This is a genomic window from Streptomyces sp. NPDC031121, from assembly GCF_055570615.1.
The window spans coordinates 192,019-218,672 of record NZ_JBVIGV010000014.1 but is presented as its reverse complement, the minus strand read 5'-3'; the positions used below and the strand labels follow the sequence as shown (position 1 = coordinate 218,672).

At 74.6% G+C, this 26,654-nt stretch carries 25 protein-coding genes; 12 read left to right on the top strand and 13 right to left on the bottom strand.

Translation table 11 applies throughout. The annotated features are described in order from the left end of the window. The first annotated feature begins 702 nt into the window (after positions 1-702). Positions 703-1,701 (top strand): tryptophan--tRNA ligase, encoded by a 999-nt coding sequence (trpS, locus tag ACZ462_RS25945; protein ID WP_467808880.1) that lies wholly within the window; start codon positions 703-705, stop codon positions 1,699-1,701. A gap of 55 nt (positions 1,702-1,756) precedes the next feature. Here trpS and proC read toward each other — a convergent pair whose 3' ends face one another. The 5 genes from proC to ACZ462_RS25920 all read right to left on the bottom strand — a co-directional run bounded on the left by proC (position 1,757) and on the right by ACZ462_RS25920 (position 5,395). Continuing rightward, the gene (gene proC, locus ACZ462_RS25940; protein ID WP_467808881.1) at positions 1,757-2,566 is read right to left on the bottom strand and encodes a pyrroline-5-carboxylate reductase; all 810 of its coding nucleotides are present in this window, start codon (positions 2,564-2,566) and stop codon (positions 1,757-1,759) included. Between the two features lie 121 nt (positions 2,567-2,687). Further along, positions 2,688-3,473: an ABC transporter permease gene (locus tag ACZ462_RS25935; protein WP_467808883.1), complete on the bottom strand. Its 786-nt coding sequence runs from the start codon at positions 3,471-3,473 to the stop codon at positions 2,688-2,690. Then, positions 3,470-4,294, bottom strand: a complete 825-nt coding sequence (locus ACZ462_RS25930; protein ID WP_467808884.1) for an ABC transporter ATP-binding protein — start codon at positions 4,292-4,294, stop codon at positions 3,470-3,472. The genes ACZ462_RS25935 and ACZ462_RS25930 overlap by 4 nt, the downstream gene beginning before the upstream one ends. 159 nt (positions 4,295-4,453) lie before the next feature. Further along, on the bottom strand, positions 4,454-4,981 hold the full coding sequence (locus tag ACZ462_RS25925) for a hypothetical protein (RefSeq protein ID WP_467808885.1): 528 nt from the start codon (positions 4,979-4,981) through the stop codon (positions 4,454-4,456). Between the two features lie 111 nt (positions 4,982-5,092). Then, positions 5,093-5,395: a peptidase gene (locus tag ACZ462_RS25920; RefSeq protein WP_467808886.1), complete on the bottom strand. Its 303-nt coding sequence runs from the start codon at positions 5,393-5,395 to the stop codon at positions 5,093-5,095. 108 nt (positions 5,396-5,503) lie between these two features. Here ACZ462_RS25920 and ACZ462_RS25915 point away from each other — a divergent pair, with 108 nt between their 5' ends. Further along, positions 5,504-7,732, top strand: a complete 2,229-nt coding sequence (locus tag ACZ462_RS25915; RefSeq protein WP_467808888.1) for a protein kinase domain-containing protein — start codon at positions 5,504-5,506, stop codon at positions 7,730-7,732. Positions 7,733-7,833: 101 nt separating this feature from the next. Here the strand turns inward: ACZ462_RS25915 and ilvD are convergent, their stop codons facing one another. The 4 genes from ilvD to ACZ462_RS25895 form a co-directional block, all read right to left on the bottom strand. Beyond that, on the bottom strand, positions 7,834-9,687 hold the full coding sequence (gene ilvD, locus ACZ462_RS25910; protein ID WP_467808889.1) for a dihydroxy-acid dehydratase: 1,854 nt from the start codon (positions 9,685-9,687) through the stop codon (positions 7,834-7,836). Positions 9,688-9,812: 125 nt separating this feature from the next. Continuing rightward, positions 9,813-10,457, bottom strand: a complete 645-nt coding sequence (locus tag ACZ462_RS25905) for a TetR/AcrR family transcriptional regulator (protein WP_467808890.1) — start codon at positions 10,455-10,457, stop codon at positions 9,813-9,815. Beyond that, positions 10,454-11,272, bottom strand: coding sequence for a sugar phosphate isomerase/epimerase family protein (locus ACZ462_RS25900; RefSeq protein ID WP_467808892.1), 819 nt, complete (start codon positions 11,270-11,272; stop codon positions 10,454-10,456). Before ACZ462_RS25900 ends, ACZ462_RS25905 begins: the two co-directional genes overlap by 4 nt. Before the next feature lie 49 nt (positions 11,273-11,321). After that, the gene (locus tag ACZ462_RS25895; protein ID WP_467808893.1) at positions 11,322-12,251 is read right to left on the bottom strand and encodes a Ppx/GppA family phosphatase; all 930 of its coding nucleotides are present in this window, start codon (positions 12,249-12,251) and stop codon (positions 11,322-11,324) included. A gap of 63 nt (positions 12,252-12,314) precedes the next feature. Between ACZ462_RS25895 and ACZ462_RS25890 the strand changes: the two genes are divergently transcribed. After that, the gene (locus ACZ462_RS25890) at positions 12,315-13,166 is read left to right on the top strand and encodes a DUF3109 family protein (protein WP_467808894.1); all 852 of its coding nucleotides are present in this window, start codon (positions 12,315-12,317) and stop codon (positions 13,164-13,166) included. A gap of 125 nt (positions 13,167-13,291) precedes the next feature. On the opposite strand, the gene ACZ462_RS25885 is transcribed toward ACZ462_RS25890, so the two are convergent. Then, positions 13,292-13,507 carry an antitoxin gene (locus ACZ462_RS25885; protein ID WP_467808896.1) on the bottom strand — a complete coding sequence of 72 codons (216 nt, stop codon included), beginning with the start codon at positions 13,505-13,507 and terminating at the stop codon, positions 13,292-13,294. An 88-nt stretch (positions 13,508-13,595) separates the two neighbouring features. Beyond that, a complete protein-coding gene (locus ACZ462_RS25880) occupies positions 13,596-15,290 on the bottom strand; it encodes a BACON domain-containing protein (protein WP_467808897.1) in 1,695 nt (564 codons plus the stop codon). Positions 15,291-15,450: 160 nt separating this feature from the next. Here ACZ462_RS25880 and radA point away from each other — a divergent pair, with 160 nt between their 5' ends. Together radA and disA are read left to right on the top strand one after the other, a co-directional pair. Continuing rightward, the gene (gene radA, locus ACZ462_RS25875; protein ID WP_467808899.1) at positions 15,451-16,863 is read left to right on the top strand and encodes a DNA repair protein RadA; all 1,413 of its coding nucleotides are present in this window, start codon (positions 15,451-15,453) and stop codon (positions 16,861-16,863) included. A gap of 149 nt (positions 16,864-17,012) precedes the next feature. Beyond that, positions 17,013-18,137: a DNA integrity scanning diadenylate cyclase DisA gene (disA, locus tag ACZ462_RS25870; protein WP_467808900.1), complete on the top strand. Its 1,125-nt coding sequence runs from the start codon at positions 17,013-17,015 to the stop codon at positions 18,135-18,137. Between the two features lie 67 nt (positions 18,138-18,204). Here disA and ACZ462_RS25865 read toward each other — a convergent pair whose 3' ends face one another. After that, positions 18,205-18,999 carry a hypothetical protein gene (locus ACZ462_RS25865; protein WP_467808931.1) on the bottom strand — a complete coding sequence of 265 codons (795 nt, stop codon included), beginning with the start codon at positions 18,997-18,999 and terminating at the stop codon, positions 18,205-18,207. 168 nt (positions 19,000-19,167) lie between these two features. Between ACZ462_RS25865 and ACZ462_RS25860 the strand changes: the two genes are divergently transcribed. The 7 genes from ACZ462_RS25860 (at position 19,168) to ACZ462_RS25830 (ending at position 25,652) form a co-directional block, all read left to right on the top strand. Continuing rightward, entirely contained in the window at positions 19,168-19,782 is a 615-nt protein-coding gene (locus ACZ462_RS25860) for a phosphatase PAP2 family protein (RefSeq protein ID WP_467808901.1), read from the top strand. A gap of 22 nt (positions 19,783-19,804) precedes the next feature. Further along, a complete protein-coding gene (locus ACZ462_RS25855) occupies positions 19,805-20,758 on the top strand; it encodes an HhH-GPD family protein (protein ID WP_467808902.1) in 954 nt (317 codons plus the stop codon). 171 nt (positions 20,759-20,929) lie between these two features. After that, on the top strand, positions 20,930-21,502 hold the full coding sequence (locus ACZ462_RS25850; protein ID WP_467808904.1) for a SigE family RNA polymerase sigma factor: 573 nt from the start codon (positions 20,930-20,932) through the stop codon (positions 21,500-21,502). A gap of 38 nt (positions 21,503-21,540) precedes the next feature. Beyond that, positions 21,541-22,176 (top strand): hypothetical protein, encoded by a 636-nt coding sequence (locus ACZ462_RS25845; protein ID WP_467808932.1) that lies wholly within the window; start codon positions 21,541-21,543, stop codon positions 22,174-22,176. A 102-nt stretch (positions 22,177-22,278) separates the two neighbouring features. Continuing rightward, positions 22,279-22,983, top strand: a complete 705-nt coding sequence (cseB, locus tag ACZ462_RS25840; protein WP_467808905.1) for a two-component system response regulator CseB — start codon at positions 22,279-22,281, stop codon at positions 22,981-22,983. Further along, on the top strand, positions 22,980-24,293 hold the full coding sequence (gene cseC / locus ACZ462_RS25835; RefSeq protein ID WP_467808907.1) for a two-component system sensor histidine kinase CseC: 1,314 nt from the start codon (positions 22,980-22,982) through the stop codon (positions 24,291-24,293). Before cseB ends, cseC begins: the two co-directional genes overlap by 4 nt. 69 nt (positions 24,294-24,362) lie before the next feature. Continuing rightward, positions 24,363-25,652, top strand: coding sequence for a LamG domain-containing protein (locus tag ACZ462_RS25830; protein ID WP_467808908.1), 1,290 nt, complete (start codon positions 24,363-24,365; stop codon positions 25,650-25,652). A 58-nt stretch (positions 25,653-25,710) separates the two neighbouring features. Here ACZ462_RS25830 and ACZ462_RS25825 read toward each other — a convergent pair whose 3' ends face one another. Continuing rightward, positions 25,711-26,334, bottom strand: a complete 624-nt coding sequence (locus tag ACZ462_RS25825) for a M23 family metallopeptidase (RefSeq protein WP_467808910.1) — start codon at positions 26,332-26,334, stop codon at positions 25,711-25,713. Positions 26,335-26,654: the final 320 nt, after the last annotated feature.

Genomic DNA, 26,654 nt, shown 5'->3' with positions numbered 1-26,654 from the left:
TTTTGGCACGCTGTTGAGTTCTCAAGGAACGGACGCTTCCTTCGTACTCACCCGCAGTAACACTTACTGGGGCTTTCCTCCGGGCTTTCGTTCTTGCGTTTCAGACTCTATCAGAGTCTTTCGCGCTTCGCTTTCCGGGGTTTTCGCTTTCGCGCTTTCCCTTTCCGGCGGTTCCGACTCTATCAGACCCTCTCGGGGCTGACTCCCAGTCAGCGGGATTCGCTTTGGGGGCCGTTGGCCCTTGCGGCGATGTGAGACATTAGCGGATTCCTTGCCCCCGATGCCAATCGGCGGCTGCGTCCTGGAACGCGGATTCCCCATTCGCAAATACGCATGAAAACGAGACGGCACAGTGCGCCGTTCGCTCGGGTGTGTAGTGCGGGATGGCTGTCCGGGGACCGACCGCGGTCGGCGCTCACGTCGGACAACTCGAAGAACCTTACGGACGGCGCAAGGGTGTGTCAACTTCCGCGACGGGCGGCCTGTCGGCCGCTACTGTGGCCGTCATGACCACGCGCGCACTCGTGCCGAGCCTTCGCTGGTGGCCCGCCTGACGGCGGCCGATCCACCACGCGAGCACGTACGCGCTCACGGCCGCCGCCTCGGCGGCCGTTTTGCGTTCCTCCCCGCATCCGCGGAGTGGCCCGGCCGTCCCCCCAGGCGGCGGCCGCCACACCGACACGGACAGGGAGAGACACCGACATGACGCGGATCTTCAGCGGGATCAAGCCGACCGGCCACCTGACGCTGGGCAACTACCTGGGCGCCGTACGGCAGTGGGTCGAGGCCGAGCAGAAGCCCGACGACGCGCTGTTCTGCGTCGTCGACCTGCACGCGCTCACCGTCGACCACGATCCGGCGCGGGTGCGCCGGCTCAGCCGGCAGGCGGCGACCCTGCTGCTGGCGGCCGGGCTGTCGCTTGACCGGTGCACCCTGTTCGTCCAGAGCCACGTCGACGAGCACACGCGGCTCGCGTACCTGCTGGAGTGCACCGCCACCGACGGCGAGCTGCGGCGGATGGTCCAGTACAAGGAGAAGGCGGGGCAGGCCCGGGGCGCGGGGGCCGGGGTGCGGCTGTCGCTGCTGACGTACCCGGTGCTGATGGCGGCCGACATCCTCGCGTACGGGGCCGAGGAGGTGCCGGTCGGGGAGGACCAGCGGCAGCACGTCGAGCTGACCCGGGACCTGGCCGTCCGGTTCAACCAGCGGTACGGGCACACGTTCGCGGTGCCGCGGGCCGTGCACCCGGCGGTGGCGGCGCGGGTGATGGACCTCCAGGACCCGGCGTCGAAGATGGGCAAGTCGTTCGGGGAGGGGCCCGGCGTGGTGTTCCTGCTCGACGAGCCCGATGTCGTACGGCGGAAGGTGATGCGGGCCGTCACCGACAGCGGGGACGGCGGTGTCGTCTACGACCGGGCCGGGCGGCCGGGGGTCGCGAACCTGCTGGACATCCTCGCCGCCTGTACGGGCGGGGACCCCGCGGCCCTCGCCGACGGGTACGGCGGGTACGGGGCGCTGAAGCGGGACGTGGCCGACGCGGTGGTGGAGGTGCTGCGGCCGCTGCGGGAGCGGCACGCCGAGCTGGCGGCGGATCCCGGGGCCGTGGACCGGGTGCTGCGCGAGGGTGCCGCGCGGGCGAGGGCGCTGGCGCGGCCGGTGGTGGACCGGGCCTACGAGGCGATCGGGCTCCTGGCGCCCTGAAAGGGAGAACCGCGGGGGCGGAGCCGTGCCCGCCCCGCCCCCGCCCCGCCGGCCGTCAGTTGCTGCCGGTGGCGAGTTCTCGGCTGCGGTCGCGGGCCGCTTCGAGGGCGGCGATGAGGGCGGCGCGGACGCCGTGCCGTTCGAGTTCGACGATGGCGTTGATGGTGGTGCCGGCCGGGGAGGTGACGGCCTCGCGGAGCTTGACCGGGTGCTCGCCGCTGTCGCGGAGCATGACCGCTGCGCCGATGGCCGCCTGGACGATGAGGTCGTGGGCCTGGGCGCGGGGCAGGCCGAGGAGGATGCCGGCGTCGGTCATGGCCTCGACGAGGTAGTAGAAGTAGGCGGGCCCGGAGCCGGAGAGTGCGGTCGCGGCGTCCTGCTGGGATTCGGGGACGCGGAGGGTCTTTCCGACGCCGCCGAAGATCTCCTCGGCGTGCGCGAGGTGCTCGGCGGTGGCGTGGCTGCCGGCCGAGATGACGGACATGGCCTCGTCGACGAGGGCCGGGGTGTTGGTCATGACGCGGACGACGGGCGTGCCGGCGGCGAGCCGCTCCTCGAAGAAGGAGGTGGGGATGCCGGCGGCGCCGCTGATGACGAGGCGGTCGGCGGGCACGTGCGGGGCGAGCTCGTCGAGGAGGCGGCCCATGTCCTGCGGCTTGACGGTGAGGATGAGGGTGTCGGCCCGAGCGGCGGCCTCGGCGTTGCTGACGGCTTCGACGCCGTAGCGGGCGCGGAGTTCCTCGGCCCGTTCGGGGCGGCGGGCGGTGACGAGGAGCTTCCCGGCGGGCCAACCGCCGCGGATCATGCCGCTGAGCAGGGCCTCGCCGATCTTTCCGGTACCGAGGACTGCGACTGTCTGGGTCATGCGGTGTCACCTCGTCGAGCTGGCTGCTGCTGTTGCTGCGGGCGCGCGGGCGGGCGCGCCCTCCTCGCCTGCTCATCCTTTCACCCGCGGGCGCGCCGGCGAGGGGGTGTCCGCAGTGCGGTCAGGGGGTGCGGCGGCGGAGGGTGGCGGCGCCGAGGGCGAGGACGAGCAGGGCGCAGGCGGCGACGACGGCGACATCTCGGACGAAGTCGGCGGTCATGTCGGTGTGGGTGAGGACCTGCGTCATGCCGTCGACGGCGTACGACATGGGCAGGACGTCGGAGAGGCGTTCCAGGACGGGCTGCATGGTGTCCCGGGGCGCGAACAGGCCGCACAGCAGGAGCTGCGGGAAGATCACGGCCGGCATGAACTGGACTGCCTGGAACTCGGAGGCGGCGAAGGCGGACACGAACAGGCCCAGGGCGGTGCCGAGGAGGGCGTCGAGGAGGGCGACGAGGAGCAGCAGCCAGGGCGAGCCGACGACGTCGAGGCCGAGGAGCGACAGGGCGAGGCCGGTGGCGAGGACGGACTGGACGACTGCGACGGCGCCGAAGGCGAGGGCGTAGCCGGCGATGAGGTCGCCCTTCCCCAGCGGCATGGCGAGGAGGCGTTCGAGGGTGCCGGAGGTGCGTTCGCGGAGGGTGGCGATGGAGGTCACCAGGAACATCGTGATCAGCGGGAAGATCCCGAGGAGGGAAGCGCCGATGCTGTCGAAGGTGCGGGGGCTGCCGTCGAAGACGTAGCGGAGCAGGGTCAGCATCAGGACGGGGACCAGCAGCATCAGGGCGATGGAGCGCGGGTCGTGGCGGAGCTGGCGCAGGACGCGGGCGGCGGTGGCGGCGGTGCGGGCGGCGTGCGCGGCGAGCGGGGCGGCGAGCGGGGCGGCGGGCGCGGCGGGGGTGGTCATCGCGGTTGCTCCTGGGCGGCTGCGGGGGCGGCGGCTTCGTCGACGAGGCGGAGGAAGGCGGCTTCGACGGTGTCGGCGGCGGTACGGGTGCGCAGGGCGTCGGGGGTGTCCTGGGCGAGGATGCGGCCGTCGCGCATCAGGAGGAGGTCGTGGCAGCGTTCGGCTTCGTCCATGACGTGGGAGGAGACGAGGATCGTGGCGCCGCGGGCGGCGGTGAGGTCGTGGAAGAGGTGCCACAGGTCGCGGCGCAGGACGGGGTCGAGGCCGACGGTGGGTTCGTCGAGGACGAGCAGGTCGGGTGAGCCGAGGAGGGCGACGGCGAGGGAGGCGCGGCTGCGCTGGCCGCCGGAGAGGTCGCCGGCGAGGGCGTCGGCGCGGGAGGCCAGGTCGACGTCGGCGAGGGCGCGGGTGACGGCGGTGCGGCGGCGTTCGGCCGCGGCGCGGCCGGGGTCGAGGACGGCGGCGAAGTAGTCGAGGTTCTGGCGGACGGTCAGGTCGTCGTAGACGGAGGGGGCCTGCGTCACGTAGCCGATGCGGGACCGGAGGTCGGGGTGGCCGGCGGGGCGGCCGAGGACGTCGAGGGTGCCGGTGGTGTGGGCCTGGGTGCCGACGACGGCGCGCAGGAGGGTGGATTTGCCGCAGCCGGAGGGGCCGAGGAGGCCGGTGATGCGGCCGCGGGGTACGTCGAAGGAGATCGCGTCGAGGACGGTGCGCGGGGTGCGGCCGGTGCCGCGGCGGACGGTGAGGCCGCGGGCGCGGACGGCGGGGGCTGCGGGCGCCGCGGGAAAGGGGGCGGGACCGGCCCCCCGGTTATTCATCATGTGATGAATATTGCTCCTGGAGGTGCCGTGCGTCAACGGCGCGCAGGGGGTCGCGCCAGGGCCTGTACTGGGTTGCCCCGTGGAGCAAGGAGCGGCGTTCGGTGCGCGCCGGGGTGCGTGCCGGGCGTCGCGACGCCGCGGGGCAACCCGATACAGGCCCTAGTTCTTGCGCTTGGGGCGGCGCGCGGCCGGGTTGCCCGTACGGGAGCTGCGGCGGCGCTCGTATTCGGCGACGGCGCGCTGGTACTCGGCGCGGCGCAGGCCCTCGCCGGGCGCCTCGGCGAAGCAGCGCAGGAAGTACGCGATGAGGGAGCCGATGAAGCCGATGGTCTTCAGGCCCTTGAGCGCGGCCTCGTCGGAGGACGGCGCGGGGCGGCGGCTGAAGGAGTCCCAGGTCTTGACGAAGGCGATCGCGCTGCAGACCGCGAAGAGGACGACGACGGAGATGTTCAGGAACGAACCGACGTTGCCGATCGCCAGGCCCTCGTAGGACAGGCGGAGCAGGACGGCCGCCGCGATGGCCGTGACGATCGAGCCGGCGCCGGCGGCGATCCGGCGCAGCGCGTACCCGCCGTCGTGGTGGACCCAGGTGGTGCCGAAGAAGCGGATCGGCTCCGGCTCGGGGCCGCCGGCGGGCGCCGCCGCGGCCGGCGCGGCGGGGGTCTTCTCGGGCTGCTCGTCGCTCACACCGGCGATTATCCCCCGGCGGGCGCGCGGCCGGGCCGGGGTGTCTCACGCGGAGGACGGGTGCCCGGGGCCCGGGCCGGGAGGACCCGGCCGCGCCGCCGGGCGGGCGGGTCAGCCGCAGGTGCCGGTGACGTAGCCGTCGCTGCCGGTCTTCACGTACGCGTCGGAGACGAACTCGCCGTTCCCGATGCAGTCCCAGATGTCGGACGTGCCGTACGGGCCCGTCACCGTCGTGCCCCTGCACTGGCAGCGGATGCCGACCCACGCGCCGTACGGCAGGACACGGACGATCGAGTACTGGGTGCCGGGCCCGCTGCGGACGTTCACCCGGTAGCCCGAAGCGACCGGAAAGGTCGGGAAGCCGGAGCCGGACGACAGGCTCTGGACTTGGCCGGAATCATTCTCGACGGACATGCGCGATCTCCCCCCGGAAATGCTGCGGTGCGCAACTCGCGCAGGGTAGCAGGACCCTTGTGGCCGGGGACGGGGCATCGACTAGGCTCCGGCGGGGGTGGTGGAGCGGTGCAGTCGCGGCGCGCGGACGGGGTGGGCTTTCCGGAGTACGCCGGGCAGTACCGGCTCGAAGCGGTGCTCGGCTCCGGGGGGATGGGCGTCGTCCATCTCGCCACGTCCGGGTCGGGGCTGAAACTCGCCGTCAAGATCGTGCATCCGCAGCATGCGGTCGACCCCGAGTTCCGGGCGCGTTTCCGCCAGGAGGTCGCCGCCGCGCGGCGCGTGAGCGGAGCCTTCACGGCGCCTGTCGTGGACGCCGACCCGGACGCCGAACGGCCGTGGATGGCGACCCTGTTCATCGACGCCCCGACACTCGCCGAGCGGGTCCGCGAGCGGGTCCTCGACGCCGCCGGGCTGACGCGGCTCGCCGCCGGGCTCGCGGAGGCGCTGCGGGACATCCACCGGGCGGGGGTCGTGCACCGCGACCTCAAGCCGGGGAACGTGCTCATGGCGGCCGACGGGGTGCGGGTCATCGACTTCGGGATCTCCCGGCCCGCGGACAGCCTGCTGCGTACGGAGACCGGCAAGCTGATCGGGACGCCGCCGTACATGGCGCCCGAGCAGTTCCAGCGGCCCCGCGAGGTCGGCCCGGCCGCGGACGTCTTCGCCCTGGGGGCGGTGCTGGTGCACGCCGCGACCGGGCGCGGGCCGTTCGACTCCGACAGCCACTACCTGGTGGCGTACCAGGTGGTGCACGGCGAGCCCGATCTGAGCGGGCTGCCGGAACGGCTCGCCCCGGTCGTGGCGCGGTGCCTGGCGAAGGACCCGGCGGACCGGCCCACCGCCGAGGAGCTGATCGCGGAGGTGCGGGCGGTCGCGTACCCGACCGGCGAGGACACGCAGGCGTTCATCCCGCAGCCCCGGGCCCGTCCGGCCGCGGAGACGGCGGGACGGGCCGGGGCCGAGGACGCCACGCACGTACGGCGCCGCGGGCCGGAGCCGGAGCCGGACGCGGACGGGGGCGTGGACGGCGGCGCGGACGGCCCAGCAGGGGCCGGAGCGGCCGGTGGGCTCCGGCGGCGCGCCCGGCGGTGGTCGCGCCGGCGGCGCGGTGCCGTCGCGGCCGCGGTGCTGGCGGCGTCCGCCCTGGCGGTCGGCGGCGTGTACGCGGCCGGCTCGGCCGGCGGCGGTTCGCCGGCCGTCCGCACCGCCGGCCGGAGCGCACCCCCGCAGCAGCCGCCCGCCCCGTGGGCCGTCACCCCGGGCGGACCTGCGCAGGGCGGCGCCGCGGGCGCGGCGTGCTCGGCGGACGGGACGGCCCTGTACTGCGCAGGCGCGGGCCTGGCCGGGGTCCGGCTCGACGCGGCGGACGGGACGGCCGTGTGGAGCGTGCCGGCCGCCGGCCGGAGCGCCCCCGGCACCGCGCCGGAGGCCCCCCTGCTCGCGGGCGGGCTCGTCCTGACCGCGGCGCCGGGCGCCGGGCTCCTCCAGGCGCGGGACCCGGACACGGGCGCGGAGCGCTGGCGGCACCCGCTGCCCGGCGGCGCCCGGGCGGTCGCGGCGGGCGGCCACGTCCTCGCCGTGTCGGCGTCGGGGACGGCGACCGCCTTGGACGCGGCGACCGGGACGGTCCGCTGGACCCGGCAGGTCGGCGGCACCGGCACGCAGTGGTGGGCCGGCCCTCAGGAGTTCGGCGGGCCCGCCCTGTACGCGGCCGTCCCCGACGGCGACGGCTCCGCGACCCGGGTGGCCGCGGTGGACCCGGCGACCGGCGCGGCGCGCTGGCAGCTGCGCACGGCCGGACTGCTCCAGCCGGTCGGGGCGGCGCAGGGCGGGCTGTTCCTGCTGGACAGCGACCTGGAGGGGAAGGCGGAGGCGGTCGTGCGGATCGACCTCGGCACACGCGCCGTGAAGCGGGTCCGCCCCGGCACCCCGCTGTACCAGGCGCAGGCATCGGTGGGCGCGGACGGCGTGGTGTACGCCTTCGGCGCCTCGGGCGGGCTCGCGGCGATCGGCCCGGTGAAGGAGCAGTGGCGGCTGGAGACGGGCCTGGCCGTCGCGTCCCGGCCGGTCTTCGCGGACGGCCGCGTCCTCCTGTCCGCGCCGGACGGCCGCCTGCTGGCGGTGGACGCGGCCGCGGGCCGCCTCCTCGGCCAGACGAAGCCCCGTATGGCGGCAGCGCCGAACACCTTCACGGCGGCCCTGCCGTCCCCGGTCGCCGCGGCCGGCCGCGTCTTCGCCTCGGCCCCCGACGGCACGGTCTTCGCCGTGGACACCGCGAACCCGGCGGCCTGGTAGCGGCCCCGGCGCCACCAGGTTCAGCCGCTGGGGCCGGGGTGCGCGGAAGCCCCGTCCGCCGCCGCACCGGCGGCGGACGGGGCTTCCGGTCCGGCTGCGGGTCAGCCCGTCAGCTTCGTGACGTCGCGGACCGCGCCCTTGTCGGCGCTCGTCGCCATCGCCGCGTACGCGCGGAGGGCCGCCGACACCTTGCGCTCGCGGTTCTTCGGGGCGTAGACCCCGCCGAGGGCCTCGCGGCGGGCTTCCAGCACGGCCTCGTCGACGAGGAGGTCGATCGAGCGGTTCGGGATGTCGATGCGGATGCGGTCGCCGTCCTCGACGAGGGCGATCGTGCCGCCCGAGGCGGCCTCCGGGGAGGCGTGGCCGATGGACAGGCCGGAGGTGCCGCCGGAGAAGCGGCCGTCGGTGATCAGGGCGCAGGCCTTGCCGAGGCCGCGGCCCTTGAGGAAGGAGGTCGGGTAGAGCATCTCCTGCATGCCGGGGCCGCCCTTGGGGCCCTCGTAGCGGATGACGACGACGTCGCCCTCCTTGACCTGCTTGGAGAGGATCTTGTCGACGGCCTCGTCCTGGGACTCGCAGACCACGGCCGGGCCCTCGAAGGTCCAGATCGACTCGTCGACGCCCGCCGTCTTCACGACGCAGCCGTCGACGGCGATGTTGCCCTTGAGGACGGCGAGCCCGCCGTCCTTGCTGTACGCGTGCTGCACGGAGCGGATGCAGCCGTTCTCGGCGTCGAGGTCGAGGGACTCCCAGCGCTCGGACTGGGAGAAGGCCGTCGCGGAGCGCTTGCATCCGGGGGCGGCGTGCCACAGCTCCATCGCCTCCTCGGAGGCGGTGCCGGAGCGGGCGTCCCAGGTGGCGAGCCAGTCCTCCAGGCCGCGGGAGTGGACGGTGGTGACGTCCTTGTTGAGGAGGCCGCCGCGGTGCAGCTCGCCGAGGATGGCGGGGATGCCGCCGGCCCGGTGGACGTCCTCCATGTAGTAGGTGCCGCCCGGGGCGACGTTCGGGGCGACCTTCGCCAGGCAGGGGACGCGGCGGGAGACCGCGTCGATGTCCTTCAGGTCGTAGTCCAGGCCCGCCTCCTGGGCGGCGGCCAGCAGGTGCAGGATCGTGTTGGTCGAGCCGCCCATCGCGATGTCGAGGGCCATGGCGTTCTCGAAGGCCTCGCGGGTGGCGATGCTGCGGGGCAGGACGGACTCGTCGCCGTCCTCGTAGTACCGCTTGGTGATCTCGACGACGGTGCGGCCGGCCTGCTCGTACAGGGCGCGGCGGGCGGTGTGGGTGGCGAGGACGGAGCCGTTGCCGGGCAGGGCGAGGCCGATGGCCTCGGCGAGGCAGTTCATCGAGTTGGCGGTGAACATGCCGGAACACGAGCCGCAGGTGGGGCAGGCGTTCTCCTCGATGCGCAGGACGTCCTCGTCGGAGACGTTCTCGTTGACCGCGTCGACGATGGCGTTGATCAGGTCGAGTTTGCGGACGGTGCCGTCGACGAGGGTGGCCTGGCCGGCCTCCATGGGGCCGCCGGAGACGAAGACGACCGGGATGTTCAGGCGCATCGCGGCCATCAGCATGCCGGGGGTGATCTTGTCGCAGTTGGAGATGCAGATCAGGGCGTCGGCGCAGTGCGCCTCGACCATGTACTCGACGGAGTCGGCGATCAGGTCGCGCGAGGGCAGCGAGTAGAGCATGCCGCCGTGGCCCATCGCGATGCCGTCGTCGACGGCGATGGTGTTGAACTCGCGGGGGACGGCTCCGGCCGCGCGGATGGCGTCGGAGACGATCCGGCCGACCGGGGCGAGGTGGGTGTGCCCGGGGACGAACTCGGTGAAGGAGTTGGCGACCGCGACGATCGGCTTCCCGATGTCCTCGCTCGCTACGCCCGACGCACGCATGAGGGCGCGGGCGCCCGCCATGTTGCGGCCGTGGGTGACAGTGCGGGACCTCAGCTCGGGCATCGGGTTCACTCCCCATGAGTGCGGTGGCGCCGGCGCGCCGCCGCGACTGCGGATATGGCTCGGTTACGAGGCTACGCCCCCGGACCGGGATGCGGACAGGTGGTCCGGATGCCGGGACGGGAGGGTCAGTCCTCGGTCAGGTACCGCTGCAGGGTGGGCGCGACGAGGGCGACGATCGCCTCCGGGTCGGCGGAGGCGAGGGGCTCGACCCGGACCGCGTACCGCAGGACGGCGATGCCGACCATGTGCGAGGCGGCGAGCTCGGCGCGGAAGGTGGGGTCGGGGACGTCGAGGTCGGCGGCGACCCGCTCCAGCACGCGCCGCAGCACCAGGGTGCGCAGGACCTTCGCGGCCGCCTCGTGGGTGAGGGCGGAGCGGATTACGGCCAGGAGCGGGGCCCGGGTGGCGGGGTTCTCCCAGACGCCGAGGAAGTAGCGGGCGAGGCGTTCGCCGACGCCGTCGGGGCCCTCCCCGAGGACGGCGGGGACGACGAGCGCCGGCTCCATGCTCAGCTCGACGGCGGCGGCGAACAGGTCGTCCTTGCTGCCGAAGTAGTGGTGGACGAGGGCGGGGTCGACGCCGGCGGCCTTGGCGATCCCGCGTACGGAGGCCTTGTCGTAGCCGCGCGCGGCGAACTCGGAGCGGGCGGCGAGCAGGATCCGCTCCCGGGTTCCGGGCCCCTCGGCGGCCTCGTCCTGCCGGGGGCGGCCGGGGCCCCGGCGGCGCACCGGCTTCGGCGGCCCGCCCGGCTCGGGTGCGGGCCCCGTCACGGTCGGCGCGCCGGGGCGGTGGCGAGGTGGAGCCGGGTGAAGGCCAGGGCCTCGGCGAGGTCGGCCTCGCGCTCGGCGGAGGACATGGCCCTGCGGGTGTTGACCTCGATCACGACGTGCCCGTCGAAGGCGTTCGCGGCGAGCCTCTCCAGCAGTTCGGCGCAGGGCTGGGTGCCGCGGCCGGGGACGAGGTGCTCGTCCTTCGCGGAGCCGTTCCCGTCGGCGAGGTGGACGTGCGCGAGGCGGTCGCCCATGCGGTCGACCATCGCGGTGGCGTCCGTGCGGGCGGTCGCGGTGTGCGAGAGGTCGACGGTGAAGTGGCGGTAGTCGTCCTTGGTGACGTCCCACTCGGGGGCGTAGGCGAGCATCTCGCGGTCGCGGTAGCGCCAGGGGTACATGTTCTCGACGGCGAACCGGACGTCGGTCTCGTCGGCCATCCGCCAGATGCCGGTGACGAAGTCCCGGGCGTACTGGCGCTGCCAGCGGAACGGCGGGTGGACGACGACCGTGCTCGCGCCGAGCCGCTCGGCGGCCGCCTGCGCCCGCCGGAGCCGGATCCACGGGTCCGTCGACCAGACGCGCTGGGTGATCAGCAGGCACGGCGCGTGGACGGCCAGGATCGGCACGCCGTGCCGGTCGGAGAGGCGGCGCAGCGCGTCGACGTCCTGGCTGACCGGGTCCGTCCAGACCATGACCTCCACGCCGTCGTAGCCGAGGCGTGCGGCGATCTCGAAGGCGGTCGCCGTCGACTCCGGATAGACGGAGGCGGTGGAGAGGGCGACTTTCGCGGTCGGGACACGGACGGGTTCTGCCACGGGGACAGGGTACGGGCCCCGCCCGGCCGGGGGCAGACCGGCCGCGGCCTCAGGTGGGCAGATGGTCCAGGCGGCGCAGGATGACGCCCTCGCGCAGAGCCCACGGGCAGATCTCCAGCTCGTCGATGCCGAAGAGGTCCATCGCGCCCTCGGCGACCAGCGCCCCGGCCAGCAGCTGGGCGGCGCGGCCCTCGGAGACGCCCGGCAGGGTGGAGCGCTGCTCGGCGGTCATCCGGGAGAGCTTGGGCACCCACTCCTCCAGCGCCTTGCGGGTGAGCTCGCGCTGCACGTAGAGGCCGTCGCCGGAGCGGGCGGCGCCGGCGATGCGGGCCAGCTGCTTGAACGTCTTGGAGGTGGCCACGACGTGGTCGGGGGTCCCGAAGCGGTTGAACTCGCCGACGACGCGGGCGATCTGGGCCCGTGCGTGCCGCCGCAGGGCGCGGACGTCGGCCGGCTCGGGCGGGTCGCCCGGCAGCCACGCCGAGGTGAGGCGGCCTGCGCCGAGCGGGAGGGAGACGGCCGCGTCCGGGTCCTCGTCGATGCCGTACGCGATCTCCAGGGAGCCGCCGCCGATGTCGAGGACGAGCAGCCGGCCCGCCGACCAGCCGAACCAGCGGCGGACGGCGAGGAAGGTGAGCCGGGCCTCGTCCTCGCCGCTGAGGATGGGCAGGTCGACGCCGGTCTCGGCCCTGACCCTGGCCAGCACCTCGTCGGCGTTGGTGGCTTCGCGGACGGCGCTCGTCGCGAACGGCAGGACGTCCTCGCAGCCCTTGTCCTCGGCGGCCTGCACCGCGCCGGCGATCGCCGAGACGAGGCGCTCGACGCCATCGGGGGTCACCGCCCCGTGCTCGTCGAGCAGCTGGGCCAGCCGCAGCTCGACCTTGTGCGAGTGCGCGGGCTGCGGGCGCGCGCCGGGGTGCGCGTCCACCACCAGCAGATGGATCGTGTTCGACCCCACATCCAGGACACCGAGTCTCATACGGGGAAACGCTACTGTGCCGCGGGAGCCGCGGTGGCCCGAGGGCGGCATAGGCTTGGTTGTGTGCCACACACCAAGAAGGCCGACAAGCCCCAGAACGGCAAGAGCGGCAAGAGCGGCAAGAAGGCCGGGGCGGTCGGACCGGCTCCGGCCGCGGGCGACGAGACCGGCCTCGACTTCCCCCGGGCCTGGGTGGAGTTCCCCGACCCGGCGGACGAGGAGCAGGTCTTCCGCTGCGACCTGACGTGGCTGACCTCCCGCTGGACGTGCATCTTCGGCAGCGGCTGCCAGGGCATCCAGGCCGGCCGGGCCTCGGACGGCTGCTGCACGCTGGGCGCGCACTTCTCGGACGAGGACGACGAGAGGCGGGTCGCGGAGCACGTGGCCCGGCTCTCCCCGGAGCTGTGGCAGTTCCACGACGTGGGCACCGACACCGGGTGGGTGCAGAAGGACGAGGACGGGGAGCGGCAGACCCGCCGGTGGGAGGGGGCGTGCATCTTCCTCAACCGGCCGGGGTTCCCGGCGGGCGCGGGCTGCTCGCTGCACATCCTGGCGCTGCGGGAGGGCCGCGAGCCGCTGGAGACGAAGCCGGACGTGTGCTGGCAGCTGCCGATCCGGCGCACCTACGAGTGGATCGACCGGCCCGACGACACGCGGGTGCTCCAGGTCTCGATCGGCGAGTACGACCGGCGGGGCTGGGGGCCGGGCGGGCACGACCTGCACTGGTGGTGCACGTCGGCGACGTCGGCGCACGGCGCGGGGCAGCCGGTGTACGTGTCGTACCGGGCGGAGCTGGTGGAGCTCATGGGCGCGGAGGGGTACGCGGAGCTGGCGCGGCTGTGCGAGGCCCGGCTGGCGTCGCTGCTCCCGATGGCGCCGCACCCGGCGGACCCTCCGGGCCCGGCGGGCCGGTAGCGGGCTCAGGGTCCGTCCGGCGGATCATGGCCGGGCCCTGATCCGCCGGACAGGCCCTGGGCGCGCGGCGGCAGCAGGCGGCCGGCCCGGGTGCCGGGCCGGCCGTCCGGTGGGCGCCGGGCCGGTCAGCCCTGCGGCGGGGCGGGCGGCGGGGGCGGGTCCTGCCGGTCGCGGCCCGTGGTGCCGAACTGCTCCTTGAGCCGGTCCTGGGCCGTGTCGACATGGCGGGCGTACTTGCCCTGCGTCCTCCTGTCGACCATGTCGCCGCCCTTGTCGACGGCCTGGTCCACCTGGGATTCGTGCCCCTTCAGCATCTGCTTCAGCTTGTCCAGCACGCTCATCCGGACCTCCTGGTCCTCGGGGGTCCCCCACTGGGTCCAGGGTGGCCGCGGTGATCGCCGCGCGCACGTCGTGGATGGCGCTCGACGGTCACGGAGCGGGGTCGCCGGGGGGCGGGGAAACCGTTCCTGCGGGGTCCTCGGGCGTGGCGGTGGGCGTCGGCTCGGGCGTGGCGGTGGGCGTGGGATCCGGCGTCGGCGTCGGGGTCGGCTCGGGGGTCGGCGTCGGGGTGGGCGTGGGCGTCGGCCGCGGGGCGGGGGGCTCGCTTCCGGCCGGTGCGGGGCGGCCGCTGCCGCGTACGGCGACGACCGCGCCGCCCGGGTCGACGCCGACGCGGGCGGCCCAGGGGCCGACGGGCTCGGAGGCGCCGTCGACCGTGATCAGGATCCGGGCCGAGTCCCCCGGCGCCAGCGTGCCGGCGGTGCGGCTCGCGCGGAGCCAGGGGGCGTCGGAGGAGAGCCGCCAGTGCACCGGGGCGCCGCCGGAGGCGGTCAGGGTGAGCACGGTCGTGGTGCCTTCCGCGGAGGCAAAAACGGTGAGCCGGCCGGGGGCGCCGGGCCGGTCGGGGGCGGCCGGGGCGCCGGTGCTGATCACCTCGACGGAGACGGACGGGGAGGGGCCGGCGAAGCCGGGGGCGCCGCTGGTGCGGCCGGTCGCGCCGGCGTTCTCGAAGGCCCGCATCGGGCTGCCGCCGGCCCGCCCCGGCGGGAGGTCCGCCTCGCTGGCCGAGATCCGGGTGGCGTCGGCGCCGGCGGTCTCGCCGGTGCCGGGGCCGCCGCGGTGGGCCGCCCACAGGGCGAGTACGGGCGCCGCGACGACGGTCGCGACGACGGTGGTGGTGACGGCCCGGGCCCGCAGCCGGTCGCGGCGCGCGGCCCGGTCCCGCGGGTCCACGGGGAATCCGGTGCGGTCGAAGCGCGGGGCGGGCCGGCCGCGGCCCCGGCCGGGGCGCTGGAGCGCGGCGTGGACGGCGGTGCGGGGGGCCTGGACGAGCGGGAGGGCCGCCTCGACGCCGCAGGAGCCCGGCCAGGGGGAGGCGGCGTCGACGCGTTCGGCGAGGCGGCGGCAGCGCGGGCAGTCGTCCACGTGGCGGACGAGCTCGGCCCGCAGGGTGGTGGACAGCAGGAGCTGCCCGCCGCCGGTGAGCCGGGAGACGGAGGGGCAGCCGCCGGTCTCGACGACGGCGAGGGCGGCGCGGGTGCGCTCCACTTCGCAGGCCGCGCCCGCCAGCAGTTCGCGGGCGCCGGCCTCGGGGGTGCCGAGGACCGCTGCGAGCTCGGGCACGCCGAGGCGGTGGCGGACGGCGAGTTCGAGGGCCTCGCGCTGTTCGGGTGTGGTGCCGGCGGCCTCGGGCCAGGCGAGCCGGGCCAGCTCGGTGCGCCGGTGCGCGGCGGTGTCCTGGGAGCGGTCGCCGGGGGCACGGTGCGCTCCGCTGTGCTCCGGCGTACGCCGGGCGCTGTGCGCCCCCTTGCGGGTGCCGTGCTGTTCCGCGAGGCGGCGCAGGCAGGCCCAGCGGGCGAGGGCGTACAGCCACGCGCGGCGGTCGCTCTCGTCGGGGCAGCGGCCGGGATGCCGCTCGGCCACGGCGAGCACGTCGGCGAGCACGTCGGTGGCCGTGTCGTGGTCGCACAGGACGGACAGGCAGTACGTGAACAGGCCGTCCAGGTACGGCTCGTGCCGGAAGGGGGGCGCCTGTTCTGCCGCGCGCCCCTCGGGAGGCGTGCGCCCGTGCGCCCGTCGTGCGCCGGAGTGCCGGGCGGGGCTTTCCTGGTTGCTGCTGCTCACCCTGGCGAAGGTAGGCCGCAGCCCGCCGGGAGCCGTGAAGCCTTGAGCTGTTTTAGCCCTTAAGGGTGACGAGATCGAACAGCCGCTGGCCGCCCGCCTGGCGCCGGGCTGCCTGTGCTGCCGGCCGGGGATGTCGGTGCCTGCCGCTACGGTGGGCGCCATGGCTGCCCGTACATCCCGCTCGTCCGCGAAGGACCGGCCCTCCTACCGCTGCACCGAGTGCGGCTGGACCACCGCCAAGTGGCTCGGGCGCTGCCCCGAGTGCCAGGCGTGGGGCACCGTCGAGGAGATGGGGGCGGCCGCCGTGCGGACCACCGCGCCCGGCCGCGTCTCGACCGCCGCGCTGCCGATCGCGCAGGTGGACGGACGGACGGCGACCGCCCGCAGCACGGGCGTCGACGAGCTGGACCGGGTGCTCGGCGGCGGCCTCGTCCCCGGCGCCGTGGTGCTGCTCGCCGGCGAGCCGGGCGTCGGCAAGTCGACGCTGCTGCTGGACGTGGCGGCCAAGGCCTCCGGCCCCTCCCACCGCACCCTGTACGTCACCGGCGAGGAGTCGGCGAGCCAGGTGAGGCTGCGGGCCGACCGGATCGGCGCGCTCAGCGACCACCTCTACCTCGCCGCCGAGACCGACCTCTCGGCCGTCCTCGGCCACATCGAGGCCGTGAACCCCTCGCTGCTGGTCCTCGACTCCGTCCAGACCGTCGCCTCCCCCGAGATCGACGGCGCGCCCGGCGGCATGGCCCAGGTCCGCGAGGTCGCCGGCGCCCTGATCCGGGCGTCCAAGGAGCGCGGCATGTCCACCCTGCTCGTCGGGCACGTCACCAAGGACGGCGCGATCGCCGGCCCGCGGCTGCTGGAGCACCTGGTCGACGTCGTCCTCGGCTTCGAGGGCGACCGGCACGCCCGGCTGCGGCTGGTGCGCGGTGTGAAGAACCGGTACGGCGCCACCGACGAGGTCGGCTGCTTCGAACTGCACGACGAGGGCATCACCGGACTCGCCGACCCCAGCGGGCTGTTCCTGACCCGCCGCGCGGAGGCCGTCCCCGGCACCTGCCTGACCGTGACCCTGGAGGGCAAGCGGCCGCTGGTCGCGGAGGTGCAGGCGCTCACCGTCGACTCGCAGATCCCCTCCCCGCGGCGGACCACCTCCGGCCTGGAGACCTCGCGCGTCTCCATGATGCTGGCCGTGCTGGAGCAGCGCGGCCGGATCACCGCGCTCGGCAAGCGCGACATCTACAGCGCCACCGTGGGCGGGGTGAAGCTGACCGAGCCGGCCGCCGACCTCGCCGTCGCCCTGGCGCTCGCCTCGGCCGCGAGCGACGTCCCGCTGCCCAAGAACCTCGTCGCCATCGGCGAGGTCGGCCTGGCCGGCGAGGTGCGCCGGGTCACCGGCGTGCAGCGGCGCCTCGCCGAGGCCCACCGGCTCGGGTTCACGCACGCGCTGGTGCCGGCCGACCCGGGGAAGGTGCCCGCCGGCATGAAGGTCACGGAGGTCGCGGACATGGGCGATGCGCTGCGCGTTCTGCCCCGCCGGCGCTCTCGCGAGCAGGCCCGCGAGACGGCCCGCGAATAGCCCCGGGAGGGCCTGCGGCCGGGCGTGCGCGGGGGCCCCCGGGGGCGCACCCAGTGAAGCCACGGCGGGCGCGCAGCGGGCGCCGGTAGACTTTGTGCTGGTCCGCCCGGCCCTACGCAGGCGGCGCAAACCGCGACCGGAGGAGTGCAGTGGCAGCCAAGGACGGGGCAGCAGCATCCGGGAAGGCGGGCGCGAGCTCCAGGCAGGAGGCCATGATGCGTGCCTCCCTGAGCGCGGTCGCACCCGGCCAGCCCCTGCGCGACGGCCTGGAGAGGATCGTCCGCGGCAACACCGGCGGCCTGATCGTCCTCGGCATGGACAAGGCCGTCGAGGCGATGTGCACGGGCGGTTTCGTCCTGGACGTGGAGTTCACCGCGACGCGGCTGCGGGAGCTGTGCAAGCTCGACGGCGCGCTCATCCTCGACAAGGACCTCACCAAGATCCTGCGGGCGGGCGTGCAGCTCGTGCCGGACGCGTCGATCCCGACGGAGGAGACCGGCACCCGGCACCGCACCGCGGACCGCGTCTCCAAGCAGTGCGGCTTCCCCGTCGTGTCCGTCTCGCAGTCGATGCGGCTGATCGCCCTGTACGTGAACGGGGAGCGCCGCGTCCTGGAGGAGTCGGGCGCGATCCTGTCCCGGGCGAACCAGGCGCTCGCCACGCTGGAGCGGTACAAGCTGCGGCTCGACGAGGTCGCCGGCACGCTGTCGGCGCTGGAGATCGAGGACCTGGTCACGGTGCGCGACGTCACGGCCGTCGCGCAGCGGCTGGAAATGGTCCGCCGGATCGCGACGGAAATCGCGGAGTACGTGGTCGAGCTGGGCACGGACGGGCGACTGCTGTCGCTCCAGCTGGACGAGCTGACCGTCGGGATCGAGCAGGAGCGGGAGCTCGTCATCCGCGACTACGTGCCCGAGCCGACGGCGAAGCGCTCGCGCACCGTCGAGGAGGCCCTGCCCGCCCTGGACGCGCTGACGCACCCGGAGCTGCTGGAGCTGGGCATCGTGGCGCGGGCGCTGGGGTACACGGGCTCGCCCGAGACGCTGGACTCGGCCGTGTCGCCGCGCGGCTACCGGCTGCTGGCGAAAGTGCCGCGGCTGCCGGGCGCGATCATCGAGCGGCTGGTGGAGCACTTCGGCGGGCTGCAGAAGCTGCTCGCGGCGGGCGTGGACGACCTCCAGGCCGTCGACGGGGTGGGCGAGGCCCGCGCCCGCAGCGTCCGCGAAGGGCTGTCCCGCCTGGCGGAGTCCTCGATCCTGGAGCGCTACGTCTGACGGACACCCGCGGGCAGGGTGGCGCCGGGGCCGGGGGCGCTCCCGGCCTCGGCGGACGGTTGCCGCGCTACTCCGGCTTCAGGACGAACGAGGTCCGCGCCACCGGCAGGCCCGGGGCCTTGGCCTCCACCACGTAGGTGTCGGGGACAGCCGCGCCCTGCGGGGGCGTCTGGCACTGGTCGGCGGCGCTGGGCTTCCGGTCCCACTCGACGGTGTGCCTGGTCTCGCCCTGCGCCGGCACGCGGAAGAACGCGCTGCCCGCGCCCTGGGGGCAGTCCGCCGAGGACCACACGGCCTTGCTCGTGCTGGCCTGGAGGATCGTCACGACGGCCTGCTTCGGGCCGAGGTCGACCTTGCAGGTGGATCCGGTGATGTTGCGGGCGATCAGTTCCAGACGCGGCTTCTCGCCCGCCTCGTACTCGTTCTTGACGCTCTTGACCTCCCACTGGAGGGCGCTCGTCGAGCACGTCGGCAGCGGGGAGTCCGCCGGGACCTGCGCCGCGGCCGCGCCGCCGGCCGTACCGGCGCCGCCGCCCGTGCCCGCGGCGGCGGCGGAGTCGGCGCCGGAGCCCGCGCCGCCACCCGAACCGGAGCCCGGCTCGCCGTTCTTGGCGGTTCCGCCGCCCGACTCGGTTCGTCCGCCCGGGGCTTGGCTGATCGCCGGCCCCGTGCCCGAGGGGCCGGGCGTGATCGAGGCCGCCGGGTCGGGGCCGTCCTGGCCCTTCCCGTTCGTACTGGAGGTGCCGCCACCGGAACTGACGGCCCATACGGCGAGCAGCGCGATGAGCGCCACGACAGACGCCAGGACGGCCCTCCGTCGCCAGTAGATGGAGGAGGGGAGCGGCCCGACCGGATTGCGCATAGATCCCACGGAGGGAACTCTACGAGAATCCGGGGCCCGAACCGCGCCCCACATGCCGCACATCGGCCCGGTTCTGCCGATGATCATCCTGGAGGCGGACGGCGGGGGAGGACAATCAGCCAGGGGTGGCACGCGGGCGCCCGCGCGCGTTGAGTACGGTCGGTCACCATGGACACCTCGGACCTCTACCGCGACATCACCGACTCCGCCCGCTCGGCACCCGGTTGGGTGCAGACGGCGTTCGAGGTGTGGACCGAACTCGGGCTGCTGATATTCGGTTTCCTCTTCATAGCCGTGTGGTGGCGCGGCCGCACGCAGCGCAACACCCGGGCGGTGGCCCTCGCGGTCCTCGCCCCCCTCGCCACCGCGTTCGCGTACGTGGTCTCCGAGACCGTGAAGGTCTTCGTCCAGGAGGAGCGGCCCTGCCGGGCCGTCGCTAACGCGGCCGCCTCGCTCTCCGTGTGCCCCGAGCCGGGCGACTGGTCCTTTCCGAGCAACCACTCCGCCATCGCGGGCGCCGCAGCCGTCGCCCTGGCCCTGGCACTGCGCCGGCTGGTGCTGCTGACCCTGCCGATCGCGGCGCTGATGGCGTACTCCCGGGTCTTCGTCGGCGTGCACTACCCCCACGACGTGGCCGTCGGCCTGGTGGGCGGCGGGATCGTCGCCGCCCTCTTCGTCCTGGCGCTGACCGGGCCGGTGAGCAGGATCGCCGCCTCCATGAGGACGAGCGGCAACCCGGCGGCGGCGTGGTTCACCGGTCCGGGCTCCGCACGCCGGACCTGAAACGTGCCAGGATGCGGTAGCCATGACTGCATCCCGGACGACCACCACCGCACCCGCCGGCTCCGCCGCGGCCGCCGGCGCCCCGGCGGCCCCCCACCCGCTGCACGCGCCGGTCATCGACTGGTTCGACGAGCACGCCCGCGACCTGCCCTGGCGCCGCCCCGAGGCCGGCCCGTGGGGCGTCATGGTCAGCGAGTTCATGCTCCAGCAGACCCCCGTCAGCCGGGTCCTGCCCGTGTACGCGCAGTGGCTGTCCCGCTGGCCGCGGCCCGCCGACCTGGCCGCCGAGGCCCCCGGCGAGGCCGTACGGGCCTGGGGGCGGCTCGGGTACCCGCGGCGCGCCCTGCGGCTGCACGGGGCGGCCGTGGCCATAACGGAGCGGCACGGCGGCGACGTGCCGCGGGACCACGCGCAGCTCCTCGCACTGCCCGGGATCGGCGAGTACACGGCCGCCGCGGTGGCGTCGTTCGCGTACGGGCAGCGGCACGCCGTCCTCGACACCAACGTGCGGCGGGTCTTCGCCCGCGCGCGCACCGGTGTCGAGTTCCCGCCGAACGCCACGACGGCGGCCGAGCGGCGCCTGGCGCGGGAGCTGCTGCCGCGGGACGAGGCGACCGCGGCCCGCTGGGCGGCGGCCTCCATGGAGCTCGGCGCACTGGTGTGCACGGCCCGGAACCCGGACTGCGCCCGCTGCCCGGTGGCCGGGCAGTGCGCGTGGCGGCTGGCCGGCAAGCCCGCGCACGACGGGCCGCCGCGGCGCGGGCAGACGTACGCCGGGACGGACCGGCAGGTCCGCGGGAAGCTCCTCGCGGTGCTGCGGGACGCGGTCGGCCCGGTCCCGCAGGCGGTGCTGGACACGGTGTGGAACGAGCCCGTGCAGCGGGCCCGCGCGCTGGACGGGCTGGTGTCCGACGGACTGGTGGAACCGCTGTCCGGCGGCATGTACCGGTTGCCGCAGCACCCCGCCTCCGACTGACTGATCCATTCCGCTTTTTCCGGGGAAAGCCCAGCTCACAGGCGCTGTTACACAACCTATGGGTGTCCGTGCGCCCACCGCAGGCTGGCCCGCACAGGCTCGTGACAACGCCTCCGTACCTTCGGGTCCGTTGCAGCGGACGAGCGGTGCACGGAACGGAGGCGGTCGGAGATGGCGCACGGCGAGGTACTCGGCTTCGAGGAGTACGTACGCACCCGGCAGGACGCGCTGCTGCGCAGCGCCCGCCGCCTGGTCCCGGACCCCACCGACGCCCAGGACCTGCTCCAGACCGCCCTCGTGCGCACGTACGGCCGCTGGGACGGCATCGCCGACAAGGCGCTGGCCGACGCCTACCTGCGCCGCGTCATGATCAACACCCGTACCGAGTGGTGGCGCGCCCGCAAGCTGGAGGAGGTCCCCACCGAGCAGCTCCCGGACGCCTCCGTCGAGGACGGCACCGAGCAGCGCGCCGACCGCGCCCTGCTGATGGACATCCTGAAGGTGCTCGCCCCCAAGCAGCGCAGCGTCGTGGTGCTGCGACACTGGGAGCAGATGAGCACGGAGGAGACGGCTGCCGCGCTGGGCATGTCCACGGGTACTGTGAAGAGCACCCTGCACCGCGCACTGGCCCGGCTCCGGCAGGAGCTGGAGAGCCGGAACCTGGACATGCGCGCGCTGGAGCGCGGTGACCACCGCGGTGACCCCACCATCCGGTACGAGAGGCGTGAGCGGTGCGCGGCCTGAACGGCCAACTCCTGAGCGGCAGAGGGCCGCTGGTACTGATGTCGGCGGGGACGGTCGTCCTCGTCGGCACCGTGCTGTTCGCGGTCGGCTGCTCGGCCGGGGGGACGGGGCTGCGCGACGGCGGCCCCGCCCGGACGGAGACCGTCGCGAAGAGCGGCTCGCCGCCGGCGCCGACCGGCTCCGGGCCGACTGCGTCGGGCGGGTCGGGAAAGCCGTGGCAGAAGGTCGACCCGGTCGCCCTCCTGATGGCCGACCCCAAGGTCAGCCCGCAGGTGAAGCGGGACCTCAAGCCCTGCACGGGCAAGGAGTACCCGGTCGACGTCAGCTACGGGAAGCTCACCGGCGGCGCGGCCGCCGACATCGTGGTGAACGTGCTGTCCTGCGCCGACGCGCTGGGCCGCGGCTCGTACGTGTACCGGGCCGCGGACGGCAGGTACGAGAATGTGTTCTCGGACGAGCAGCCGCCCGTCTACGCCGAGATCGACCGGGGCGACCTGGTCGTCACCAAGCCGGTGTACGGCAAGAGCGACGCTCTCGCCTATCCGTCCGGCGAGGACGTGCTCACCTACCGCTGGGACGGCGAGAGGTTCACCGAGCACGACCGCGTGCACACCGACTACAGCAACATCGACGGCGGGGCCCTGCCCGCCCCGGCGGTCAGCCCGAAGGGCTGAGGCGCCGCGCCGGCACCCGGGGGCGACCCGGCGCCGGCAGACCCAGGACCCGGGCCCGGGCGGCCCACCGACGAAGCGAAGATACCGAGGCGAGGCGTGCGCATGGCCGAGACCCATGTCCTGTTCGTGGAGGACGACGACGTCATCCGCGAGGCCACCACCCTGGCGCTGGAGCGCGACGGGTTCACGGTCACCGCCATGCCCGACGGCCTGTCGGGCCTGGAGTCCTTCCGGGCCCGCCGGCCCGACATCGCCCTCCTCGACGTGATGGTGCCCGGCATGGACGGCGTCAGCCTGTGCCGCCGCATCCGCGACGAGTCCACTGTCCCCGTGATCATGCTGTCGGCGCGGGCCGACTCCATCGACGTGGTCCTCGGCCTGGAGGCGGGCGCGGACGACTACGTGACCAAGCCGTTCGACGGCGCCGTCCTCGTGGCCCGGATCCGGGCCGTCCTGCGCCGCTTCGGGCACGCCGGCGGGCCGAACGGGGCCGGCGGGCCGGGCGACGGCAGCCCGGGAACCGGGATCCTCGCCTTCGGGGACCTGGAGGTCGACACCGAGGGCATGGAGGTCCGCCGGGCGGGTGCGCCGGTGGCGCTGACCCCGACCGAGATGCGGCTGCTGCTGGAGTTCTCCTCCGCGCCCGGCACCGTGCTCTCCCGCGACCGGCTGCTGGAGCGGGTCTGGGACTACGACTGGGGCGGCGACACCCGCGTGGTCGACGTCCACGTGCAGCGCCTGCGCACCAAGATCGGGCAGGACCGGATCGAAACGGTCCGCGGCTTCGGATACAAGCTCAAGGGATGAGACGCTTCACCTTCCGCACGGGCATCCGCTGGAAGATCGCCTCGGCCATCGCCGCCGTCGCCGCGCTCGTCGTCGTCGCCCTGAGCCTCGTCGTGCACAGCGGCGCCCGGACCTCGATGCTCGACAGCGCCCGCGAGGTGCAGCTCGACCGCGTCCAGTTCATCGCCCGCAACGTCGAGGCCGGCCGCAAGCCGCCGATGGGCGCCAAGATCAACGACCCGGACCTGCCCGCCGAGCTCCGCGAGAAGGCGAAGTCGGGCCGGCGCGGCACCTACATCCAGGAGCCCCGCAGGGGCCTGCCCGAGGTGTGGGCCGCGGTGCCGCTCGGCAACGGCCAGGTCCTCTCGCTGCACACGACCTTCAAGGACAGCGCCAAGCTGGTGCGCGACCTCGACCGGGCGCTGGTCGTCGGCTCGCTGACCGCCGTCGTCGCGGGCGCGGCCTTCGGCGTGCTCATCGGCGGGCAGATCTCGCGCCGGCTGCGGAAGGCCGCCGCCGCCGCGCAGCGCGTCGCCCACGGCGACCCCGACGTACGGGTCCGGGACGCCGTCGGCGGCGTCGTCCGCGACGAGACCGACGACCTGGCGCGCGCGGTCGACGCCATGGCCGACGCCCTCCAGCAGCGGCTGGAGGCCGAGCGGCGGGTGACCGCGGACATCGCGCACGAGCTGCGGACCCCCGTGACGGGCCTGCTGACGGCGGCCGAGCTGCTGCCGCCGGGCCGGCCGACCGAACTGGTCCTGGACCGGGCGCGGGCCATGCGGGCGCTCGTCGAGGACGTGCTGGAGGTGGCCCGGCTGGACAGCGCGTCCGAGCGGGCGGAGCTCCAGGACCTGGCGCTCGGCGAGTTCGTCGGGCGCCGGGTGGCGGCGCAGATGCCGGAGGCGACCGTGCGGATCGTCGCGGACGAGATCGTCAGCACCGACCCGCGGCGCCTGGAGCGGATCCTCGGCAACCTGCTGGCCAACGCGGCCCGTTACGGGCGCCCGCCGGTCCAGGTCGACGTCGAGGGCCGGGTCGTACGGGTCCGCGACCACGGCCCCGGCTTCCCCGAGGCGCTGCTGCGGGAGGGCCCCAGCCGGTTCCGGACCGGGTCGACGGACCGGGCCGGCGGGGGCCACGGGCTGGGGCTGACCATCGCGGAGGGGCAGGCGCGGGTGCTGGGCGCCCGGCTGACGTTCCGGAACGTGGCCGCCCCGGGCGGCGCCGACCAGGAGGGCTCCGCCGCGGGCGCGGTGGCCGTCCTGTGGCTGCCGGAGCACGCCCCGACGGCGACGGGCAGCTTCCCGATCGTCAGGCTGCCGGAGTGAGCGGGCGGTTCACGGGGGATCGGGACCGGGTCGTACGCCTGTACGGCGGCGTGTTCTAGCATCCCTGGCATGACCGACGGCAAGAATCCCCCGACCACCCCGCAGCCCGAGCCCGCTCCGGGGAACAGCGGCTACGGGTTCCCGCCGGTCGCGCCGGCACCCGGCGGCGGCTACGGCTTCCCGCCCGGACAGCCCGCGGCGGGCGGCGGCTTCGGCCCTCCGCCGGGCGGGGCGCCCCCGCAGGGCGGCTACGGCTTCCCGCAGGCGGGCGCCCCGAACCCGTACGCGCAGGACGGCCCCGGCACACCGCCCGGGCCCGGAGCGCCGGGTGCTCCGGCCGCGCCCGGCGGGCCGTTCCAGCAGAACCCGCACGTGCCGCCCGCACAATGGCCGCCGGCCGGACTGCCCGTCCAGGAGGCGCCGGCGCCGTTCTTCCCTCAGGCCTCCGAGCAGCCCGACTGGGATGCGCTGGCCGACCGCACGGCTGCCGAGCGGCGCAAGAAGAGGACGTGGGCGATCGTCGGCGGTGCGACCGTGCTGGCGCTGCTCGCGGGCGGCGGCGCGTTCTGGCTGCTCGGCGGGGACGGCGGCGGGGAGCAGCCGCAGGCGGCGGACGACCAGCCGACGGCCTCCGAGTCGGCCTCGCCGTCGCCGAGCGGCTCCAAGAGCAAGAAGCCGGTGGACAACAGCCCGACCGTCAAGGACGACCCGACGCAGATCCGGGACCGCGCCGGGAAGGCGCCGCTGAAGATGGGCCCGGACGCGGGCGTCTTCCCGATCGACAAGCGCTTCGAGATCCGCACCAAGGGCGGCGAGAACTCCTACGCGGAGTCCGAGAAGCGGGTCGTCGACACGTCCAAGAGCTTCACCGTCTCGGCCCGCGTCTGGCTCCGCTCCACCAAGGGCCGGCAGATCGCGGTCAGCCAGGGCAACGAGAAGTCGTCGTCGTTCGCGCTGGGCATGGACCAGGTGAACGGGAAGCCGGCCTGGGTGTTCCGCGTGCAGACCGGGGACCAGGGCGCGGACGCCACGACCGTCGTCGTCAGCGGCACGAGCCCGAAGATGGAGAAGACCTTCGCCGAGCTGACCGCGACCTACGACGCCGAGAGCAAGCAGATCGCCCTGTACGTGAACGGGAAGAAGGCCGGCGAGGCGGCGGTGCCCGGCGTCCACGACGCGCAGGGGCCGCTCCAGGTGGCGCGCGCCCGGCACGAGGACAAGTGGACGGCCGCGTGGAACGGGGCCATGGACAGCATCCAGACCTACGACAAGGCCCTGTCGGCGGCGCAGATCGACACGCTGAAGCCGGGCAAGGTCAATGCGTCGATCGAGCCGACCGGGGCCTGGCTGCTCTACTGAGCCCGCCCGGCGGGGGGATCCCCGCCGGGCCTGCCGTGCCCTTCGGAGGGGCTCCGGGTCAGAGGGTGACGCCGGCGGAGCGCAGGAAGGCGACCGGGTTGACGGACGAGCCGTAGTTCGGGGTGGTGCGGATCTCGAAGTGCAGGTGGGGGCCGGTCGAGTTGCCGGTGTTGCCGGAGAGGGCGATCTGCTTGCCCTTGGCGACCTTCTGGCCCACCTTCACCTGGATCTTGGACAGGTGCGCGTACTGCGAGTAGGTGCCGCCCGCGTGCTTGACGACCACGGCGTTGCCGTAGGCCGGGCCGTCGCCGCCGCCGTTGGGGCCGGCCTTGACGACGACGCCGTCGGAGACGGACTTGACCGGGGTGCCGACCGGGACGGCGAAGTCCTGGCCGGAGTGCTTGCGCGACCACAGGTTGCCGCCCTTGCCGTACGTGGCGCTGAGCGTGTAGGTGGCGAGCGGCTTCTGCCAGGCGCCGGCCTTGGCGGCGGACGCCTGGGCGGCGGCGGACGCCTGGGCGGACGCCTGGGCGGCGACCAGCTCGGCGGAGGCGGTCAGGCTGGTGGGTGCCTCGTCGGCGAACGCGGAGCCGGTCCCGGCACCCAGGGCCAGGGCCGCACCGAGGGCGGTTGCGCCGATGGCGAGACGGGTACGGGGGGTGGTGACGCGCTTCGCGGACATGGAGGACCTCCGGGGCCGGGAACAGGGGGCAGTCAGGCATCAGGCGGCCCGGCACGCTGTGCGACCGGGTGCCGGGCTTGCCCCTCATTGGTAACCCGCGCCCCACGGCATCCCCAAACGTCCCTTTTACTACCCCGACTCGTAGGCGGGGGGCGTGTGACGTAGACCGTAGACCGCCCGCTGCCAGCACTGATAACCGAGGGAAGCTCGGACAAATCGGACACTCGGTCTACGAAAGGTCATAGGACGTCCGATTTGCCCTGTGCCCCTTGTCACCGGCCGGGGGCCTCCGCGGGCCCTGCCGGAGCGGGTTCCGCGGC